Raw genomic sequence first — 15,464 nt, forward strand, 5'->3', positions numbered from 1 at the left:
ATCCGCGGCCCCGGGATACGCGGGCCTCCGGACACGATTCAACGACTGTCTGTAACGATGTAACAGATCGGCTTCCAGGTCGTGCAAGTTGCGGCGACCGGCCTTACGGTGTGCCGCACGCAGTACCCCCGCAGTACCGATTCAGCGCTTTCCCGCTCCACTGCTCGAAGCTCCCGGCACCCCTTGTGTTGTTCCCGGCGGAGGTGGCAAGAACGTTGTCTGCACGACTCACGACCGCACGTCGCACGGCTCTCGTCTCGATGATGGTGGTACTCGGCATCACGGCCACCGCGTGCGGCGGCTCGGATGATGACGACTCCGGATCCTCCGGAGGCAATCAGTCCACCGTCCAGGGCGAGGCCAAGGCCGGCGGCAGCATGACCATGCTGGCCGTCCAGGACTCGGCCGCACTCGACCCGTTCAAGGCCGCGTCCGTCGCGGTCGCGGACGAGCCGCGCCTGGCGGCGCTGTACGACCCGCTGTTCTACATCGACGCGGCCGACAACTCGGTCAAGCCGCACATGGGCGAGAGCCTCAAGACCGCGGACAACGGCAAGACCTGGCAGCTCAAGCTCCGCCCCGGGGTGAAGTTCTCCGACGGCACGCCGCTGAACGCCGAGGCCGTCAAGGTCAACTGGGACATGCACGCCAAGGCGGAGACCCAGTCCCAGCACCGCGCGATCGCGGCCGGACTGACCTCCAAGGTCGTGGACGAGACGACGCTCGACATCACCCCGCTGGGCATGCCGAACGCCAACCTGGACCGTGCGGTCGCGATCGACCTCACCTACATCGCCTCACCCGCCACGCTGGCCAAGGGTCCGGACGAGTACCGCAACAAGCCGGTCGGCGCCGGTCCGTTCAAGCTGGAGAGCTGGACGCGCGGCAGCCAGCAGGTCTACGTCAAGAACGAGAACTACTGGCAGAAGGACAAGGGCCTGCCCAAGCTGGACAAGCTGACCATCAAGAACGTGCCGGACGTCAAGCAGCAGTACAACACCGTCAACAGCGGTGGCGCCGACGTGTTCCTGAGCTCCGACAACGCCACCATCGCCCAGGCGCAGAAGGAGATCGGCGTCGTCCAGCGCTCGGTCGAGGGCGGCCAGATGATCCAGTTCAACATGACCCGGCCGCCGTTCAACGACCCGCGCGCCCGGCAGGCGATCACCCTCGCCCTCGACCCGGCCGGCATCCCCGCGACGCTGTCCAACGGCTACGTGCCCGCGAAGAACTTCTTCTCCCAGAAGTCGCCGTTCTTCGACCCGGCGAACGTGCAGGCCGCGCCGGACAAGGCCAAGGCCAAGCAGCTCTTCGACGACCTGGAGCGCGAGGGCAAGAAGGTCGAGTTCACCTACCTGCTCCCGCAGAACCCGTCCTCGGTCAAGGTCGCGGAGTACATGCAGAGCCGGCTGGCCGAGTACAAGAACGTCTCGATGAAGCTCGAACCGCTGGAGATCGGCGCATACATCGAGAAGTACGCGATCCGCAAGGACTTCCAGGCGATGCTGTTCCAGCAGTGGCTGGCCGACCCCGAGCCGCTGATGTTCAACAACTGGTTCTCCAAGAGCCCGCTGAACTTCATCGGCTGGAACAACCCCGAGGCGGACGCCGCCCTCCTGGCCGGCCGCAACTCCACCGACCCCACGGCCCGCAAGGCGGCCTACTCCCAACTCCAGAAGGCCCTGGTCGCGGACCTGCCGGTGTGGACGTACGCGGAGTCCTCGATCGGCGTCCTGTTCAACAAGAAGATCACCGGCGTCGTGCAATACAACACCGGCGTCTTCTTCATGGACCGCATAGGCCTGAAGTAGCCCACCCTCAAACGCCGGCCGGGCCCCCAGCCCGGCCGGCGCTTGAGGCCACCTTTCAGCCCGGCCGGCGCTTGAGGCCAAATAGCCCGGCCGGCGCTTGAGGCCACCCGTCACGCCGTCGGAAACGGCGCCTCCGGAAGCTCAAGAGCAACCCTCGCCGCCAGCGCCCGCACCGCCGAATCCGCCGGAAACCCGGCAGACAGCGCCGCGACCGTACGGCGCAACCGCACGATCAACCGCTCCGACCGAACCCGAGACGCGATGTCGAGCGCCGCACCCGCCTGCACGACCGCCCCCACCGCGTCCCGCTCGATCAGATGCACGGTGGCCAACCCCACCCGAGCCAGCGCCAGGCTCCGCACGAACTCCCCGGTCCCGCACAGCAACCGCACCGCCTCGCCCAACCGCTCCTTGGCCGGCCCCACGAACGCCGCGCCGGTATAGGCGAGGTCGCGATACGCGTGCCCGCTCTCGCAGAGCAGCTCGGCTCGGGTGAAGTAGCGGATCCAGTCCGGCTCGAACTCCGGCCGCGAGTCGGCCAGCGCCTGTTCGGCCAGCCCGAGCGCACGCCGACATCGATCCGGATTGCCCAGCGCGGCGTACGCGCGCCCCTCCAGCGTGTACAGCATCGCCTGGAGCGCGGCGCCCCCCGCGTCCCGGCTGCCGTACTGGGCGAGATGGATCAGCTCCAGAGCGTCCTCGGGCAGCTCGTAGTGGATCATCTGACGAGCCATCACGCCGAGCACATTGGCTCCGAACGGCGCGTCGTCGCACTCCTTCGCCGCGTGCAGCGCGAGCACCATGTACTTCTGCGCCCCCGGTTGCAGCCCCGTGTCGTAGGACATCCACCCGGCGAGCAGCGCGAGCTCGGCGGTCAGCCCGAGCAGCCGAACCCGCACGCCGGCGGGGTGCTCGTCGCGCAACAGGTCGGTGAGGCCGTTGAGTTGTCCGATCACCGCCTTGCGCCGCAGCCCTCCGCCGCCCTGCATGTCCCAGCGCCGGAACAGCCGTACGGAGTCCCGCAGCCGCTCCGGCGCGGAGGCCGGCAGCCGGGCCGCCCGCACGGCCCGCACGGCCGCCCGCGGCGCGATCGGCGGCGGCGCGGGCGACGCGGGCAGCGGCGCGGACCAGCGCTGGAGCGGCTGGACCAGGTCGCGCCCGGCGGCCAGCCGCAGCGCGGGGCCGACGAACTGCTGACAGCCGAGCAGCAGATCGCCCCGCGTGTACTCGCCGAGGATCTCGACCACCGTCTCGAACGTCCACGGCAGGTCCACGCCGAAGTCGCCGTGCGGCTCGTCCGGCTCGCGCAGGCCCAGTTCGTCGATGCTGACGACGCGGCCGAAGCGCCGGGTGAACAGCTCGGCCAGGATCTGCGGTATCGGCTCGCGCGGCTGCTCGCCGTCGAGCCAGCGGCGCACCCGGGAGGTATCGGTGCTGACGTGCGGGGCCGACATCGCCCGCGCGTGGTGGTTCACCTGCCGGGCCAGCTCGCCCTTCGACCAACCGCTGCGGGCGAACCACACGGCGAGCCGGTCGTTGGCCTGCCTGCCACCGTCCGGCTCCTGCCCGTCCGCGGAATCGCCGTCCCGCGCTCGCGTCGTCGCCACCGCATCGCCCCCATGCCCTCAGCGGTCCGGCCGGTCAGGCGTCGGGCCCCGATGGGAACCGTACGCGCAGGCCCGTTCGCCGAACGTATTCCGACTCGCGCGCAGGCGTCGGTCGATGCAGAAAACGCCAGGCTTCGCCACCCCACGCGCCCGGGACGCGCTACGGGGGAGTCCGCGTTTGACTGATGGTCGAACAACGCCGCAGGCAGGCGTCCGTGCCGCTCGACAGTACGGAGGCGAAGCCGACCTGCCGCGGTCGCGGAAATGACCTGCTGCGGTTACAGCGTAACCAAAAGTAATGAGTGCCGTTGGGGAGGACATGGACATCATGCTCGGATCGCGCCGCCGCACTCGGGCCGCATTGTGGCTGGCGGTGGCCGAGTTCGCGGAGGAGCGCGGCTGGCCGGTGGCCCAGGGCGCGCACCTGGTGCGCGACGGCCGCGGCACCCACTGTTCATGCGGACGGACGACCTGTGCCGCGCCGGGCATGCACCCGGCCGACCCGCGCTGGTCGGAGCGGGCCACCGCCTCGCCGGCCGCCGTGCGCTACCTGTGGTCGCAGTGGCCGGACAGCACCGTCGTGGTCCCCACCGGCCGGGTCTTCGACGCGATCAGCGTGCCCCGCCACGCCGGCACCCGGGCACTGGTGCGACTGGAGCGGATGGGCACCCCGCTGGGTCCCGTACTCGCCACTCCGACCGGGCGTGTCGCGTTCCTGGTGGCCCCCGGTGCCGCCGCCGAGTTGCCGCACCTGCTCTACCAGATGGGTTGGGACGACGCCGAGCTGGACCTGCGCTGCCACGGCGAGGGCGACTACGTGTTCGCGCCGCCGTCGCCGATGGGCATGCTCGGCCCGGTCGAGTGGATCCGCCCGCCCGAGGAGGGCGCGACCACGCTGCCCGAGGCCCGGCTGCTGCTCGGCACGCTCGCGTACGCGTGCCACCGCAAGGACGCGTCGTCGACCGGCCGGGGGCTGTGGCTGGCCTCCTGAGCGTCGGCTCGGGGCGGCCTCGGGGATTCGACCGGGACGCCGATCGCCGACACGGACGAGCCGTGCCGGCGATCGAGGGCGTGTCTTCAATCCCCCGTCGGGCTCCGCGGCGTCCGGTGCCGTGCATCGGCGCGCCGGGGAAACACTCGCATAGTGGTTCTATTCGGGTGTTTCGCCGGTGCGGCGAGGCGAGCGCAGCGAGGAGCCCGAAGGGCGGATGCCGGGCGTCGTGGTGCTCGGCGGGGGATTGAAGACACACCCTGGGGGTACCGCGGGTATCGAGTTGCCGTTGCTAATCGCCGATCAGCGCGTCCACGAACGCGGACGGCTCGAACGGCGCGAGGTCGTCGGGACCCTCGCCGAGCCCGATCAGCTTGACCGGAACCCCGAGTTCGCGCTGCACGGAGACGACGATGCCGCCCTTGGCGGTGCCGTCGAGCTTGGTGAGCACGATGCCGGTGATGTCCACGACCTCGGCGAACACCCGGGCCTGGACCAGGCCGTTCTGGCCGGTGGTGGCGTCGAGCACGAGCAGCACCTCGTCCACCGGGCCGTGCTTCTCGACCACGCGCTTGACCTTGCCCAGCTCGTCCATCAGGCCGGTCTTGGTGTGCAGTCGACCGGCGGTGTCCACGAGCACCGTGTCCACGCCTTCGGCGATGCCCTGCTTGACCGCCTCGAACGCGACGCTGGCCGGGTCGCCGGCCTCGGGGCCACGCACGGTGTGCGCGCCGACCCGCTCGCCCCACGTCTGCAACTGATCCGCGGCGGCGGCCCGGAAGGTGTCCGCGGCGCCGAGCACGACGCTGCGGCCGTCGGCGACCAGCACACGCGCGAGCTTGCCGGTCGTGGTGGTCTTGCCGGTGCCGTTGACGCCGACCACGAGCACGACGGCCGGGCGGTCGCCGCCCTCGCCGGTGTGCTTGGCGGTCTTGAGCGTGCGGTCGAGGTCGGGGCCGATCAGCGTGAGCAGTTCCTCGTGCAGCAGGGCGCGCAGGTCGGCGGGGGTACGGGTGCCGAGCACCTTGACGCGGGTACGGAGGCGGTCGACGAGCTCCTGCGTGGACGCGACGCCGACGTCGGCGGTCAGCAGGGTGTCCTCGATCTCCTCCCACGTGTCCTCGTCGAGGTGCTCACGGGCGAGCAGGGCCAGCAGGCCCTTGCCGAAGGTCGTCTGCGACCGGGCCAGCCGGGCCCGGAGCCGAATCAGGCGACCCGCGGTCGGTTCGGGCGTCTCGAGGACGAGGACTTCCGGCTCGTCCGGTACGACAACCGACGTTTCCGGCAGATCGACCGTGTCGATGGTGCGCCGGGGCGCTTCGACGGTCGGGGCGGCCTCGTCGCCGACCCCCGGCTCGACCGGGGTGCGCGGCGGCGCCGGCGGCGCGGCCTTGCGGCGCGAGCCCACCACGAAGTAGCCGGCGGCGCCGAGGGCGACGAGGGCGATGACGACGATCAGGATCACAGTCTCCATAGGACCCCCAGTCTCCCAGACGACGCCGCGACGAGCCGCGACCGGCCGGGCTCGGCGGGTCCGCGCGGCGTGACGGGCCCGCTCACGCAGACCGTTGAATCCTGACACGGCGTCAGATAGCTTGCCTTTGCCAAGCTCCGTCCGGCAGATGACACGTGTCCGAGACGGCTTCGGCTCGACCCGGAAGGTGTTCACGCTCCATGGCTGTCACGAATCTGCGGTTCAACCAGGTCCTCCCCGGTCTCGACCGGCAGGAGATGTCCGCCCGCTACAAGGCCACCGTCGAGATGGCGGCCTTCGCGGACAAGAACGGGTTCGACATGATCAGCCTGGAGGAGCACCACGGCGCGGACAACGCGTGGAGCCCCTCGCCGCTGAGCACCGCAGGCGCGATATTCGGCGCCACGGAGCGGATCGGCGTGATCGTCTGCGCGCTGCTCGCACCGCTGTACGACCCGATCCGGCTCGCCGAGGACATCGCGGTGCTGGACAACATCAGCGGCGGCCGGCTCTCCATCGTCGCGGGTCTGGGCTACCGCCCGGAGGAGTACGCGGCCCTCGGCAAGGAGTGGAAGCGGCGCGGCAAGATCCAGGACGAGGTGCTGGAGACGCTGCTCAAGGCGTGGACCGGCGAGCCGTTCGAGTACCGCGGCACGACCGTCCGGGTCACCCCGAAGCCGTTCACCGACCCGCACCCGACGATCATGGTCGGCGGCACCGCCAAGGCGTCGGTCCGGCGCGCGGTGCGCCTGCGCCTGCCGTTCTACGCCGCGGCGCCGATCCCGGAGCTCGAGCAGTACTACTACGAGCTCGCGGCCGAGGAGGGTTTCGAGGGCGGCTTCGCGCTGCTGCCCCCGGTCAAGACCCGGATGATCTTCTGCACCGAGGACCCGGACAAGGCGTGGGCCGAGTACGGCGACTACTTCCTGCACGAGGCCACCACGTACGCCGGCTGGCAGACCCCGGACATCGCGTCCGTCGTCGAGTCCTCGGCCACGACGACCGCGGCGCTCCGCGAGGAGGGCATCTACTGCTGCCTCACCCCGGACGAGTGCGTCGAGATCGGCCAGTCCGGTGGTCTCACCGACGCCCTGATCCTGCACCCGCTGGTGGGCGGCCTGCCGATCGACGCGGGCTGGGCGAGTCTGCAGCTGTTCAACGACAAGGTGATGCCGCGAAACGTGCCGGCCTGAGGCCCGGGTCAGGCCCCCGGCTCGATCCGGGGGCGTGACCGAGCCGGCGGCGTCAGGAGTGGGTCGCCCGGTGTCTCGGTGGGACGCCGGGTTGTCGGCCGGGGTCCAGGGCCACGAACGTGTCGGCGGCTCGTAGTCACGATCGTTCGGTCCGTGCGGGGATGGGCGGCAGGGGTTCCGCGTGGGCGCATCCGGTCAGTTCCGGACCGCGGGCTTGGCGGCGGGGGCGAACCTGAAGGTGAGGGCCTCCAAGAGGGTCTTGCGCGCGGTGTTCTGGAAGGCCGCGACGCGCCGGCGGCCGTCCCGGTCGCGGACCACCGTGTACGTCTGGACCTTGCCCGGCCGGCCGGGCTCGCGCTTGTACGTGTCCCCGCGGGTGACGACGACGGCGACGTCGGCGTTCGGGCCGTGGAAGCGGATGTCGACGATTTCGTAGCCGAGCCGCGTGCCCTTGAGGAAGTTGGCGAACAGCTCCTGGTGCGCGGCGCCGATCTCCTCGGCGCCGCGGTAGAGCGTGCCGAAGTAGGCGACGTAACTGGCGTCCGGGGTGAAGCCGGCGCCGTATGCCGCGCCGTCGCCGCGCGCCCACGCGTCGGCGAGGGAGTCCAGGAGCGCGGTGATCTCGGCGGTGGCGGTGTCGATCGCGCCGTCGACGGTGGTGGTGGCGAAGGTGGTCATGGCTCTCTCCCCGCGTGGTAACTTCCCGAATGAAGCTACTTCTCTTGAGATTTCTCTTCTCTGAAGAAGTCTCTTCGTTGAGGAAGAGACTAGGAAAGAGGTCGGCCGATGTCAACGCCCTCGATGCCCTCCGACGCCGGTGCCGTGTACCGGCACTACCTGAGCGCGGTCATGCTGCACGGGCACGCGAGTGCCAAGGCGTGCGGACTGGGCGCCACCGATCTGTACGCGCTCAACACGTTGGACCTGGTGGGCGCGATGACCCCCGGCGAGTTGGGCGCGCGGACGGGGCTGACCACCGGGCCCACGACCCGGCTGATCGACCGGCTGGAGGAGGCCGGTTATGTACGCCGGACCCCGGCCCCCGACGACCGGCGCAAGGTGATCGTCGAGCCGATCGCCAAACCCTCGGAGCTCGACGCGATCATGACACCGGCCCGGACCCGGATCGGCGAGATCCTGCGTGGCTACTCACCCGAGCAACTGGCCACGCTCTTCGACTACTTCACTCGCGCGAGCGCCGCGTACCAGGAGACGACGGACGAGATCCGCACGAAGGGCTGACGCGGCCCCGGCCCGGGCCGTCACGACTCGACGGTGATCCCGCTCATCGGCTCCGCGTGCTCGGACGCGCTGCGCCGGTCCTCCTGGCGCAGCCGCTGACTGATCACCGTCGTGACGCCGTCACCGCGCATGGACACGCCGTACAGCGCGTCGGCGACCTCCATGGTGCGCTTCTGGTGGGTGATGACGATCAGCTGCGAGCTCTCCCGCAGTTCGGAGAACAGCCCGATCAGGCGTTGCAGGTTCATGTCGTCCAGCGCGGCCTCGACCTCGTCCATGACATAGAACGGGCTGGGGCGTGCCTTGAAGATCGCGACCAGGAGCGCCACGGCGGTGAGCGAGCGCTCGCCGCCGGAGAGCAGCGACAGCCGCTTCACCTTCTTGCCGGGCGGGCGCGCCTCGACCTCGACGCCGGTGGTGAGCATGTCGTCGGGGTCGGTCAGGATCAGCCGGCCCTCGCCACCGGGAAACAGCCGGGAGAACACGCCCACGAACTCACGCGCGGTGTCGTGAAAAGCGGCCGTGAAGACCTGCTCGACGCGTTCGTCGACCTCCTTGACCACGGTCATCAGGTCACGACGGGTGTTCTTGAGGTCTTCCAGTTGTTCGGTGAGGAAGTTGTGGCGCTCCTCGAGGGCCGCGAACTCCTCCAGCGCGAGCGGGTTCACCTTGCCCAGCTGTACGTGCGCCTTCTCGGCCGCGCGCAGCCGCTTCTCCTGTTCGGCGCGGACGAAGGGCCTGGGCCGCGCCTCGGGCGAGTCCGGGGCGCGTTCCTCCCCCTCGGCCGGCGGCGACGGCGGCACAAGCTGGTCGGGGCCGTATTCGGCGAGCAATCCGGCGGCCTCGATCCCGTGCTCCTCCAGGGACTTGGCCTCCAACTGCTCGACCCGCAGCCGCTTCTCCGCGCGCACCATCTCGTCCCGGTGCACCGAGTCGGTCAACTTTTCGAGTTCGGCCGCGAGTTCGCGGGACCGGCCGCGTTCCCGGGCGAGGTCGGCCTCCCGGGCGGCTCGGGCCAGCTCCGCCGCCTCGCGCTCGGTGCCGGCGCGGGCCAGGGACGCCTCGATGTAGCGCAGCAGCACCTCGGTGCCGGCCAGGATCGCGCCCGCGACCCGGGCCTCGACGGCCATCCGCTCGCGCCGAGCCGCCGCCTTGGCACGCGCGTCGCGCTCGGCCGCGGCGCCGCGATCGAGCGCGTCCGCACGGCCGGCGAGCGACCTGACCCGCTCCTCGTGCGTACGGACCGCGAGCCGGGCCTCCATCTCGGCCTGCCGGGCCGCGCTCGCGTCGCCCGCGAGCCGGTCCCGCCCGGTGGCGTCCGGCTCCTCGTCGCCCTCGGCCGCGTTGTGCTCCTCGGCGGCCTCCAGCCGGGCCGAGAGCTCCTCGACCTTGAGCTCCTCCTGCTCGCGCGCCGCCTCGGCCCCGGCCACGGCGGACGCGAGCCGCTCGGCCTCGCCGACCGTCGCCCGCGCCTGCCCGCCGAGCCGGCCGAGCTGTTGGGCCGCCGCCGCGCCCTTGTGCTCCGCCTCGCGCCGCTGCGCCACGGCCCGCTCGACCGCGCTCGCGGCCTCCCGACGCGCGGCCACCGCGGCGGCCAGCGCGTCCTTCAGCTCCGCGCACCGCCCGGTCAACCCGGCCAGTCGCCCGGCCGCCTCGTCGACCGCCGCCTGCACCTCCAGCAGACTGGGCGCGCTCGCCGAACCGCCATGCGCGAACCCCTCGCCCACCAGGTCGCCCGCCCGCGTGACCGCCCGCACCCCGGGCAGCTCCCGGACCACGTCGGCGGCGGCCGCGAGGTCGTCCACGACCGCGATCCGATCGAGCAACCCGTACAGCGCGCCGCGCAACTCCTCCGGCGCGGAGACCAGGCGAGCCGCGTACACCACGCCCGCCGGCAACTCGGGCCACGCCTCGAACCCGCCCGCCGCGGCACCGCCGAGCAGCAACCCGGCCCGCCCCGCGTCGTCCTTGCGCAGCAGCCGCAACGCGTCCACGGCGGGCCGCAGACCCGTCACCGCGACCGCGTCCGAGCCCGCCCCCAGCGCCGCCGCGACCGCCTGCTCGGCGCCCTGCTCGACGGTGATCAGCGCGGCCACCGTGCCCAGCACCCCGGACAGCCGATCGCCGGCCGCGAGCAACGCCCCGGTGCCGTCCTTGCGCATCAGGCCCAGCTCCAGGGCCTCCTTGCGCGCGGTGACCGCGGCCCGCTCGCGCTCGGCCTCCTTCTCCGCGTCGCGCGTCGCGACCAACGCGTCCTCGGCCGCGGCCAATACCTCCCGGGCCGCGTCCAACCGCGCCTCGATCGCGGCGAGTCCGCCCCCGCCGTCGTCCTCGGGCGAGCCCTCCACCGTCAGCCTGAGCCGTTCGTACTCCTCCCGCGCCGCGACCGCGCGCTCGTGCGCCTCGTCCCGCGACGCCACGAGCCGGCCGATCTCGGCCTCCGCGGCGGCCACCCGGCTGCGCGCGGCGCCGACCTGGCCGACCAGCCGCGCCAACCCCTCGCGCCGGTCCGCGATCGCGCGCGCGACGGCCTTGAGCCGGCGCTCCTCGTCGACCAGCGCGCGTTCGAGGTCGGCCCGCTTCTCGACCGTCTCGGCCAGCTCGACCTGTGCGTACTCGAGCACCGCCGCGAGCTCCGCCTCCTGTTCGCGGATCCGCTCGGCCTCGCGCTCCATGTCCTCGGGGTCGCGCCCGCGCCGCTCCTGGTCCGGCTCCGCGGTCGCGTGCCGAACCCGCTGCCGCGCGAGCCCCGCCGTCCCGCGCACACGTTCGGCCAGCGCGGACAGCGCGTACCAGGTCTCCTGCGCCCGGGCCAGGCGCGGCGCCATCGCCCGCACCTCGGCTTCGAGCTCCGCCTCGCGCGCCTGCACGAGCCCGACCTCGCGCTCCACGATCGTGCGCCGCTCGCGCAGCGCGGCCTCGTCCGCGACCTCCTCGTCCAGCGCGCGCCGCAGCGTGACGAGGTCGTCGGCGAGCAGCCGCAGCCGCGCGTCCCGCAGGTCGGCCTGGATCGCCGCGGCGCGCCGGGCGACCTGCGCCTGCCGCCCGAGCGGCTTGAGCTGCCTGCGCAGTTCGTTGGTGAGGTCCTGGACGCGGGTCAGGTTCGCCTGCATCGCGTCGAGCTTGCGCAGCGCCTTCTCTTTGCGCTTGCGGTGCTTGAGGACGCCCGCGGCCTCCTCGATGAACGCGCGCCGCCCGGTGGGGTCGGCCTGAAGCACCGAGTCGAGCCGGCCCTGCCCGACGATCACGTGCATCTCGCGACCGATGCCGGAGTCGGACAGCAGCTCCTGGATGTCGAGCAGCCGACACGTGTTGCCGTTGATCTCGTACTCGGAGCCGCCGTTGCGGAACATCCGCCGGGTGATCGTGACTTCGGAGTAGTCGATCGGCAGCGCGCCGTCGGTGTTGTCGATGGTCAGGCTCACCTCGGCCCGCCCCAGCGGCGGTCGGCCGGAGGTGCCGGCGAAGATGACGTCCTCCATCTTGCCGCCGCGCAGCGTCTTGGCACCCTGCTCGCCCATGACCCACGACAGCGCGTCGACCACGTTGGACTTGCCGGAGCCGTTGGGCCCGACCACGCAGGTGATCCCGGGCTCGAAGCGCAGCGTCGTCGCGGACGCGAAGGACTTGAAGCCGCGCAGGGTCAGACTCTTGAGGTGCACGCGACGAAAGGGTAGTCGGCGCGGCGCGGCGAATTCGCCCGCTCGCCCCATTTGAGGGCGTGTCGAGCGTAGTAAATGCGGGTATCACCGGCGTGAGACGAACGAGCCGGCGGGGGCGTTGGGGAGAGGCGGGCGCAGCGGGCGCGCGAGGCACGGGGTACAGCGGGGAAAACGAGGAGCTGGGAGCGGGCCGGCGCGGGGCCCGAGACGACGACACCAAGAGCCAGACACCAAGAGCCACGAGACACGAAGAGCCACAAGAGCCACACGCAGGGTCGGAAACAAGAGCCACACGCAGGGTCGGAAACGACCCGGCGAGCGGCGACGCAACCGGGGACCGCAAACGACGACCGGGTGACGGCCCGGTAACGAGAAGTCCCGGGAACGACAAAGGGACGCCTAGAGGGCGTCCCTGGTTATCGTTCGCGGACCTACGCTCGCGAAAGCGCGGGTTCCGCCGCGGAAACGTCGAAGCCGGCAAGCAGCTCGTCCGAAGCGGCGGCGTTGAGCGCGTCGTTACGCTCCTGGGCACGGACCAGTTCCGTTTCCAGGTCACGAACACGCTGCTGGAGCCGTCGATTCTCGGCGAGCAGTCGGGGATCGGGGCCACCGACGTAACCGAGAAGCGCCTTCGCCATGAGAGGGTCCTCCACGCTGAAAATGAATGACCACGCAGATTCGCGGGTCTAAATGTGGCACCCGGCCGCAAGGCTCCTGATAGGGTGCGCGGGCTTCCAGCGTTGCATCAAAAACGCGTGAGGTCAATGTCATAACGGCGCGATAACGAGACCTTCACCCGATCAAACGCGGTTTCGACCGCGGACTGGGGTGTTGGCTGTCGTGCTGGGTGTACGAGATCATCTTTCGACCTCCGGCGTCAAGAACATTCCTGTTGTCTGCCAACTCCGCACAGCCGTGCTCTAGAGTCGCTCCGGCAACACACCCGTTCGGGTGAACGTCTTTCCCCTGCCGGAAGGTGACTCGACCCTCCATGGCCCGGCACAGTCGTACCTCGACGTCGGCAGCACATCCGCATCGACGCCGCGCGAAGCCCAGACGCAGGCTTCCCCTGCTCGTGTTGCTCGCGGTCCTCGCGGGCGGCGGCACCGTGGCCGGCCTGGTCGTCTCCGACCGCGCCGGCGAATCCGGGAGTCGGAGCGCGAGCGCGGACGGCCCGCTCACGGGCGGCGCCTCCGACGCGACCGGCGCGCAGGGCGACCCCACCGTCAAGCGCGGCGGCGGCGACGAGGCCTCCCGCAGCGTCCTGCCGGGCGCGTCGACGACCGGCCGCGACGCGCTGCCCACGCCGAGCGCGACCGCGCCGACGACGGCGAGCGCGTCCCCGAGCGCGTCGGCCACGAGCGCCTCGGCCATCCCGAGCCCGACGCGTCCCCCGACCACCAAGCCCGCCACGACCCCCTCGGCGACCGCGTCGAGCACGTCGAGCGACCCCGAGGACAGGGTCCTCGCCGCGGTCAACGCGGAGCGCACGACCGCCGGTTGCGGCCCGGTCAAGGCGGACGCGAAGCTGCGCGACCTGGCCCGTGCGCACAGCGCGGACATGGCCGCCCGCGACTACTTCGACCACAACACCCCCGAGGGCCTGACCCCGTGGGACCGCGCCGACAAGGCCGGCGTGACCAACCTGGGCGCGGAGAACATAGCGCGCGGCCAGAAGACCCCGGACGCCGTGATGCGCGCGTGGATGAACAGCCCCGGCCACCGCCGCAACATCCTCGACTGCGGCCTGAAGACGCTCGGCGTGGGCGTCAAGGAGGGCGCGAACGGGCCCTGGTGGACCCAGGACTTCGGTCGCTGAGCCGGCCCGGCGGCGGTCCCCGGGCCTACTCCGGGCCCACCCCGAGCCGGTCCGCGAGCAGGCCGAACACACGCAGCGCGGACTCTCCTTGATTGCGCGCGAGCACCCGTTCGACCGCGTCCGCGCGCACGATCCGGCCGGCCGCCTCGGCCCACCGCACGGCCGCCGCGGCGACCCGCGGCCGGGCCCGGTCCAGGACCCCGACGACCTCGTCGCGCAATTCGGCGTACCGGCCGGGGTCCAGGAAGTCGCCGTCCGGGCCGAACACGTCCGTGCCGGTCCGGGCCGCCTCCAGTTCGAGCCGGCTCACCGCCAGGTGCGCGGCCGCGTCGCCCGGGTTGAGCCACCCCTCCCACGCGCCGGCCGCGCTCACGCCCTGGACGTGCGCCACGTGGGCCTCGAAGACCCAGCACATCAGGACCGGCGAGTCGGCCTTCGCCGCCAGCGCCTCCATCCACGAGCGCTCGAACGCGTACGGGTCGTCGTCATGGCGCACGTGCGTCGCGCGCCAGCCGCCGGACGACTCCCACAACACCCGGGCCGGGTGTCGCTCGGTGTCCACGTGCGGCGCGAGGTCGGCCAGCGGCCGCGTGGCGCGCACGAGCACGATGTCCCCGTTGAATCCCATGACGGGCTCCCTGCGCCGGTCGCCTAGACGCCGGCCGTCGACGTGCGCGGGACGCGCGGACCGCGCGGGGCGCGTTGACAGACGGGGCAGAAGTAACTGCTGCGGTTCATGAACGAGATCCGGCGGATCGGGCTCGCGCAGCGGTTGCACGGTTCGCCCTCGCGGCCGTAGGCGTCCAGCGTGCGGGAGAAGTAGCCGCTCTCGCCGTTCACGTTGACGTACAGGCTGTCGAACGAGGTCCCGCCCGCCGCGAGCGCGTCGGTCATCACGTCCCGTGCCGACGCGAGCAGCAGCGTGGTCTGCGCGAGTGTGAGCTTCCCGGTCGGCCGCGCGCCGTGCAGCCGGGCCCGCCACAGCGCCTCGTCGGCGTAGATGTTGCCGATGCCGCTGACCAGGCTCTGGTCGAGCAGGGCCCGCTTGACCTCGGTGTTGCGCCGACGCAGCGCCGCGTGGAAGAGCACGTCGTCGAACAACGGGTCGAGCGGATCGCGCGCGATGTGCGCCATCGAGGGCGGCAGTTCGGCGGCGCCGTGCTCGACCGCGAGGCCGCCGAACGTGCGCTGGTCGACGAAGCGCAGCTCGCGCCCGCCGTCGGTGAAGGTGAAGCGCACGTGCAGGTGCTTCTCGCGGGGAGCCTCGGGTGGCTGGACGAGGAGTTGACCGCTCATCCCCAGGTGCGCGAGCAGCGCGTCGTCGGGAGCGTCCGCGCCGGGTGCCACCAGCGGCAGCCACAGGTACTTCCCGCGCCGCCGGGCGGCGTGGACGCGGGTTCCCGCGAGCGAGTCGGCGAAGTCCACCGGGCCGGCGACGTGCCGCCGGACGGCGCGCTCATGGGTGACCTCGACGTGCGCGATGGTGCGGCCCACCACCCACTTCTCCAGTCCGCGGCGGACCACCTCGACCTCGGGCAGCTCGGGCACGTTGGCACTCCCCCTGAAGACGGCACGAATACGGGAGACACGAAAATGCCTGCCGGTAGGTGAGGTCGTGCCGGGCGACCGCGAGGTCGGGGACCGGTTCGAACTTACCTATCGGCA

Annotated in this window: 12 protein-coding genes; 5 read left to right on the plus strand and 7 right to left on the minus strand. The window is 71.7% G+C overall.

The genetic code is table 11. The annotated features are described in order from the left end of the window. Positions 1–215 precede the first annotated feature (215 nt). Positions 216–1,811 carry an ABC transporter substrate-binding protein gene (locus OG928_RS10790; protein WP_406282252.1) on the plus strand — a complete coding sequence of 532 codons (1,596 nt, stop codon included), beginning with the start codon at positions 216–218 and terminating at the stop codon, positions 1,809–1,811. Positions 1,812–1,921: 110 nt separating this feature from the next. Here the strand turns inward: OG928_RS10790 and OG928_RS10795 are convergent, their stop codons facing one another. Then, positions 1,922–3,418 (minus strand): hypothetical protein, encoded by a 1,497-nt coding sequence (locus OG928_RS10795; protein ID WP_406282255.1) that lies wholly within the window; start codon positions 3,416–3,418, stop codon positions 1,922–1,924. 298 nt (positions 3,419–3,716) lie between these two features. Between OG928_RS10795 and OG928_RS10800 the strand changes: the two genes are divergently transcribed. Next, positions 3,717–4,409: a bifunctional DNA primase/polymerase gene (locus OG928_RS10800; protein WP_406282257.1), complete on the plus strand. Its 693-nt coding sequence runs from the start codon at positions 3,717–3,719 to the stop codon at positions 4,407–4,409. A gap of 292 nt (positions 4,410–4,701) precedes the next feature. On the opposite strand, the gene ftsY is transcribed toward OG928_RS10800, so the two are convergent. After that, positions 4,702–5,883 carry a signal recognition particle-docking protein FtsY gene (gene ftsY, locus OG928_RS10805; protein WP_406282260.1) on the minus strand — a complete coding sequence of 394 codons (1,182 nt, stop codon included), beginning with the start codon at positions 5,881–5,883 and terminating at the stop codon, positions 4,702–4,704. A 200-nt stretch (positions 5,884–6,083) separates the two neighbouring features. Between ftsY and OG928_RS10810 the strand changes: the two genes are divergently transcribed. Next, entirely contained in the window at positions 6,084–7,076 is a 993-nt protein-coding gene (locus OG928_RS10810) for an LLM class flavin-dependent oxidoreductase (protein ID WP_406282263.1), read from the plus strand. Positions 7,077–7,271: 195 nt separating this feature from the next. Here OG928_RS10810 and OG928_RS10815 read toward each other — a convergent pair whose 3' ends face one another. Beyond that, complete coding sequence (locus tag OG928_RS10815; protein ID WP_406282266.1) at positions 7,272–7,754, minus strand: SgcJ/EcaC family oxidoreductase; 483 nt, start codon at positions 7,752–7,754, stop codon at positions 7,272–7,274. Positions 7,755–7,862: 108 nt separating this feature from the next. On the opposite strand from OG928_RS10815, the gene OG928_RS10820 reads away from it, so the two are divergent. After that, positions 7,863–8,318: a MarR family winged helix-turn-helix transcriptional regulator gene (locus OG928_RS10820; RefSeq protein ID WP_406282268.1), complete on the plus strand. Its 456-nt coding sequence runs from the start codon at positions 7,863–7,865 to the stop codon at positions 8,316–8,318. Between the two features lie 20 nt (positions 8,319–8,338). Here OG928_RS10820 and smc read toward each other — a convergent pair whose 3' ends face one another. Together smc and OG928_RS10830 are read right to left on the minus strand one after the other, a co-directional pair. After that, positions 8,339–11,980, minus strand: coding sequence for a chromosome segregation protein SMC (smc, locus tag OG928_RS10825; RefSeq protein ID WP_406282270.1), 3,642 nt, complete (start codon positions 11,978–11,980; stop codon positions 8,339–8,341). A gap of 431 nt (positions 11,981–12,411) precedes the next feature. Then, the gene (locus OG928_RS10830; protein WP_078975259.1) at positions 12,412–12,618 is read right to left on the minus strand and encodes a hypothetical protein; all 207 of its coding nucleotides are present in this window, start codon (positions 12,616–12,618) and stop codon (positions 12,412–12,414) included. A gap of 353 nt (positions 12,619–12,971) precedes the next feature. Here OG928_RS10830 and OG928_RS10835 point away from each other — a divergent pair, with 353 nt between their 5' ends. Further along, positions 12,972–13,799: a CAP domain-containing protein gene (locus tag OG928_RS10835; protein WP_406282273.1), complete on the plus strand. Its 828-nt coding sequence runs from the start codon at positions 12,972–12,974 to the stop codon at positions 13,797–13,799. Between the two features lie 25 nt (positions 13,800–13,824). Here the strand turns inward: OG928_RS10835 and OG928_RS10840 are convergent, their stop codons facing one another. After that, a complete protein-coding gene (locus OG928_RS10840; protein WP_406282276.1) occupies positions 13,825–14,427 on the minus strand; it encodes a hypothetical protein in 603 nt (200 codons plus the stop codon). Between the two features lie 23 nt (positions 14,428–14,450). Further along, positions 14,451–15,347 (minus strand): bifunctional DNA-formamidopyrimidine glycosylase/DNA-(apurinic or apyrimidinic site) lyase, encoded by an 897-nt coding sequence (gene mutM / locus OG928_RS10845; protein ID WP_406282278.1) that lies wholly within the window; start codon positions 15,345–15,347, stop codon positions 14,451–14,453. Positions 15,348–15,464 lie beyond the last annotated feature (117 nt).

Origin of the sequence: Embleya sp. NBC_00896 (assembly GCF_045207785.1) — a bacterium.
Lineage (GTDB): Bacteria > Actinomycetota > Actinomycetes > Streptomycetales > Streptomycetaceae > Embleya.

What these genes read in the sequence shown, in the direction of transcription:
- OG928_RS10800 (WP_406282257.1), top strand. Translation starts at nt 3,717, where the DNA reads ATGAGTGCCGTTGGGGAGGACATGGACATCATGCTCGGATCGCGCCGC.
- ftsY (WP_406282260.1), bottom strand. Translation starts at nt 5,883, where the DNA reads ATGGAGACTGTGATCCTGATCGTCGTCATCGCCCTCGTCGCCCTCGGC.
- OG928_RS10810 (WP_406282263.1), top strand. Translation starts at nt 6,084, where the DNA reads ATGGCTGTCACGAATCTGCGGTTCAACCAGGTCCTCCCCGGTCTCGAC.
- OG928_RS10815 (WP_406282266.1), bottom strand. Translation starts at nt 7,754, where the DNA reads ATGACCACCTTCGCCACCACCACCGTCGACGGCGCGATCGACACCGCC.
- OG928_RS10820 (WP_406282268.1), top strand. Translation starts at nt 7,863, where the DNA reads ATGTCAACGCCCTCGATGCCCTCCGACGCCGGTGCCGTGTACCGGCAC.
- OG928_RS10830 (WP_078975259.1), bottom strand. Translation starts at nt 12,618, where the DNA reads ATGGCGAAGGCGCTTCTCGGTTACGTCGGTGGCCCCGATCCCCGACTG.
- OG928_RS10835 (WP_406282273.1), top strand. Translation starts at nt 12,972, where the DNA reads ATGGCCCGGCACAGTCGTACCTCGACGTCGGCAGCACATCCGCATCGA.
- OG928_RS10840 (WP_406282276.1), bottom strand. Translation starts at nt 14,427, where the DNA reads ATGGGATTCAACGGGGACATCGTGCTCGTGCGCGCCACGCGGCCGCTG.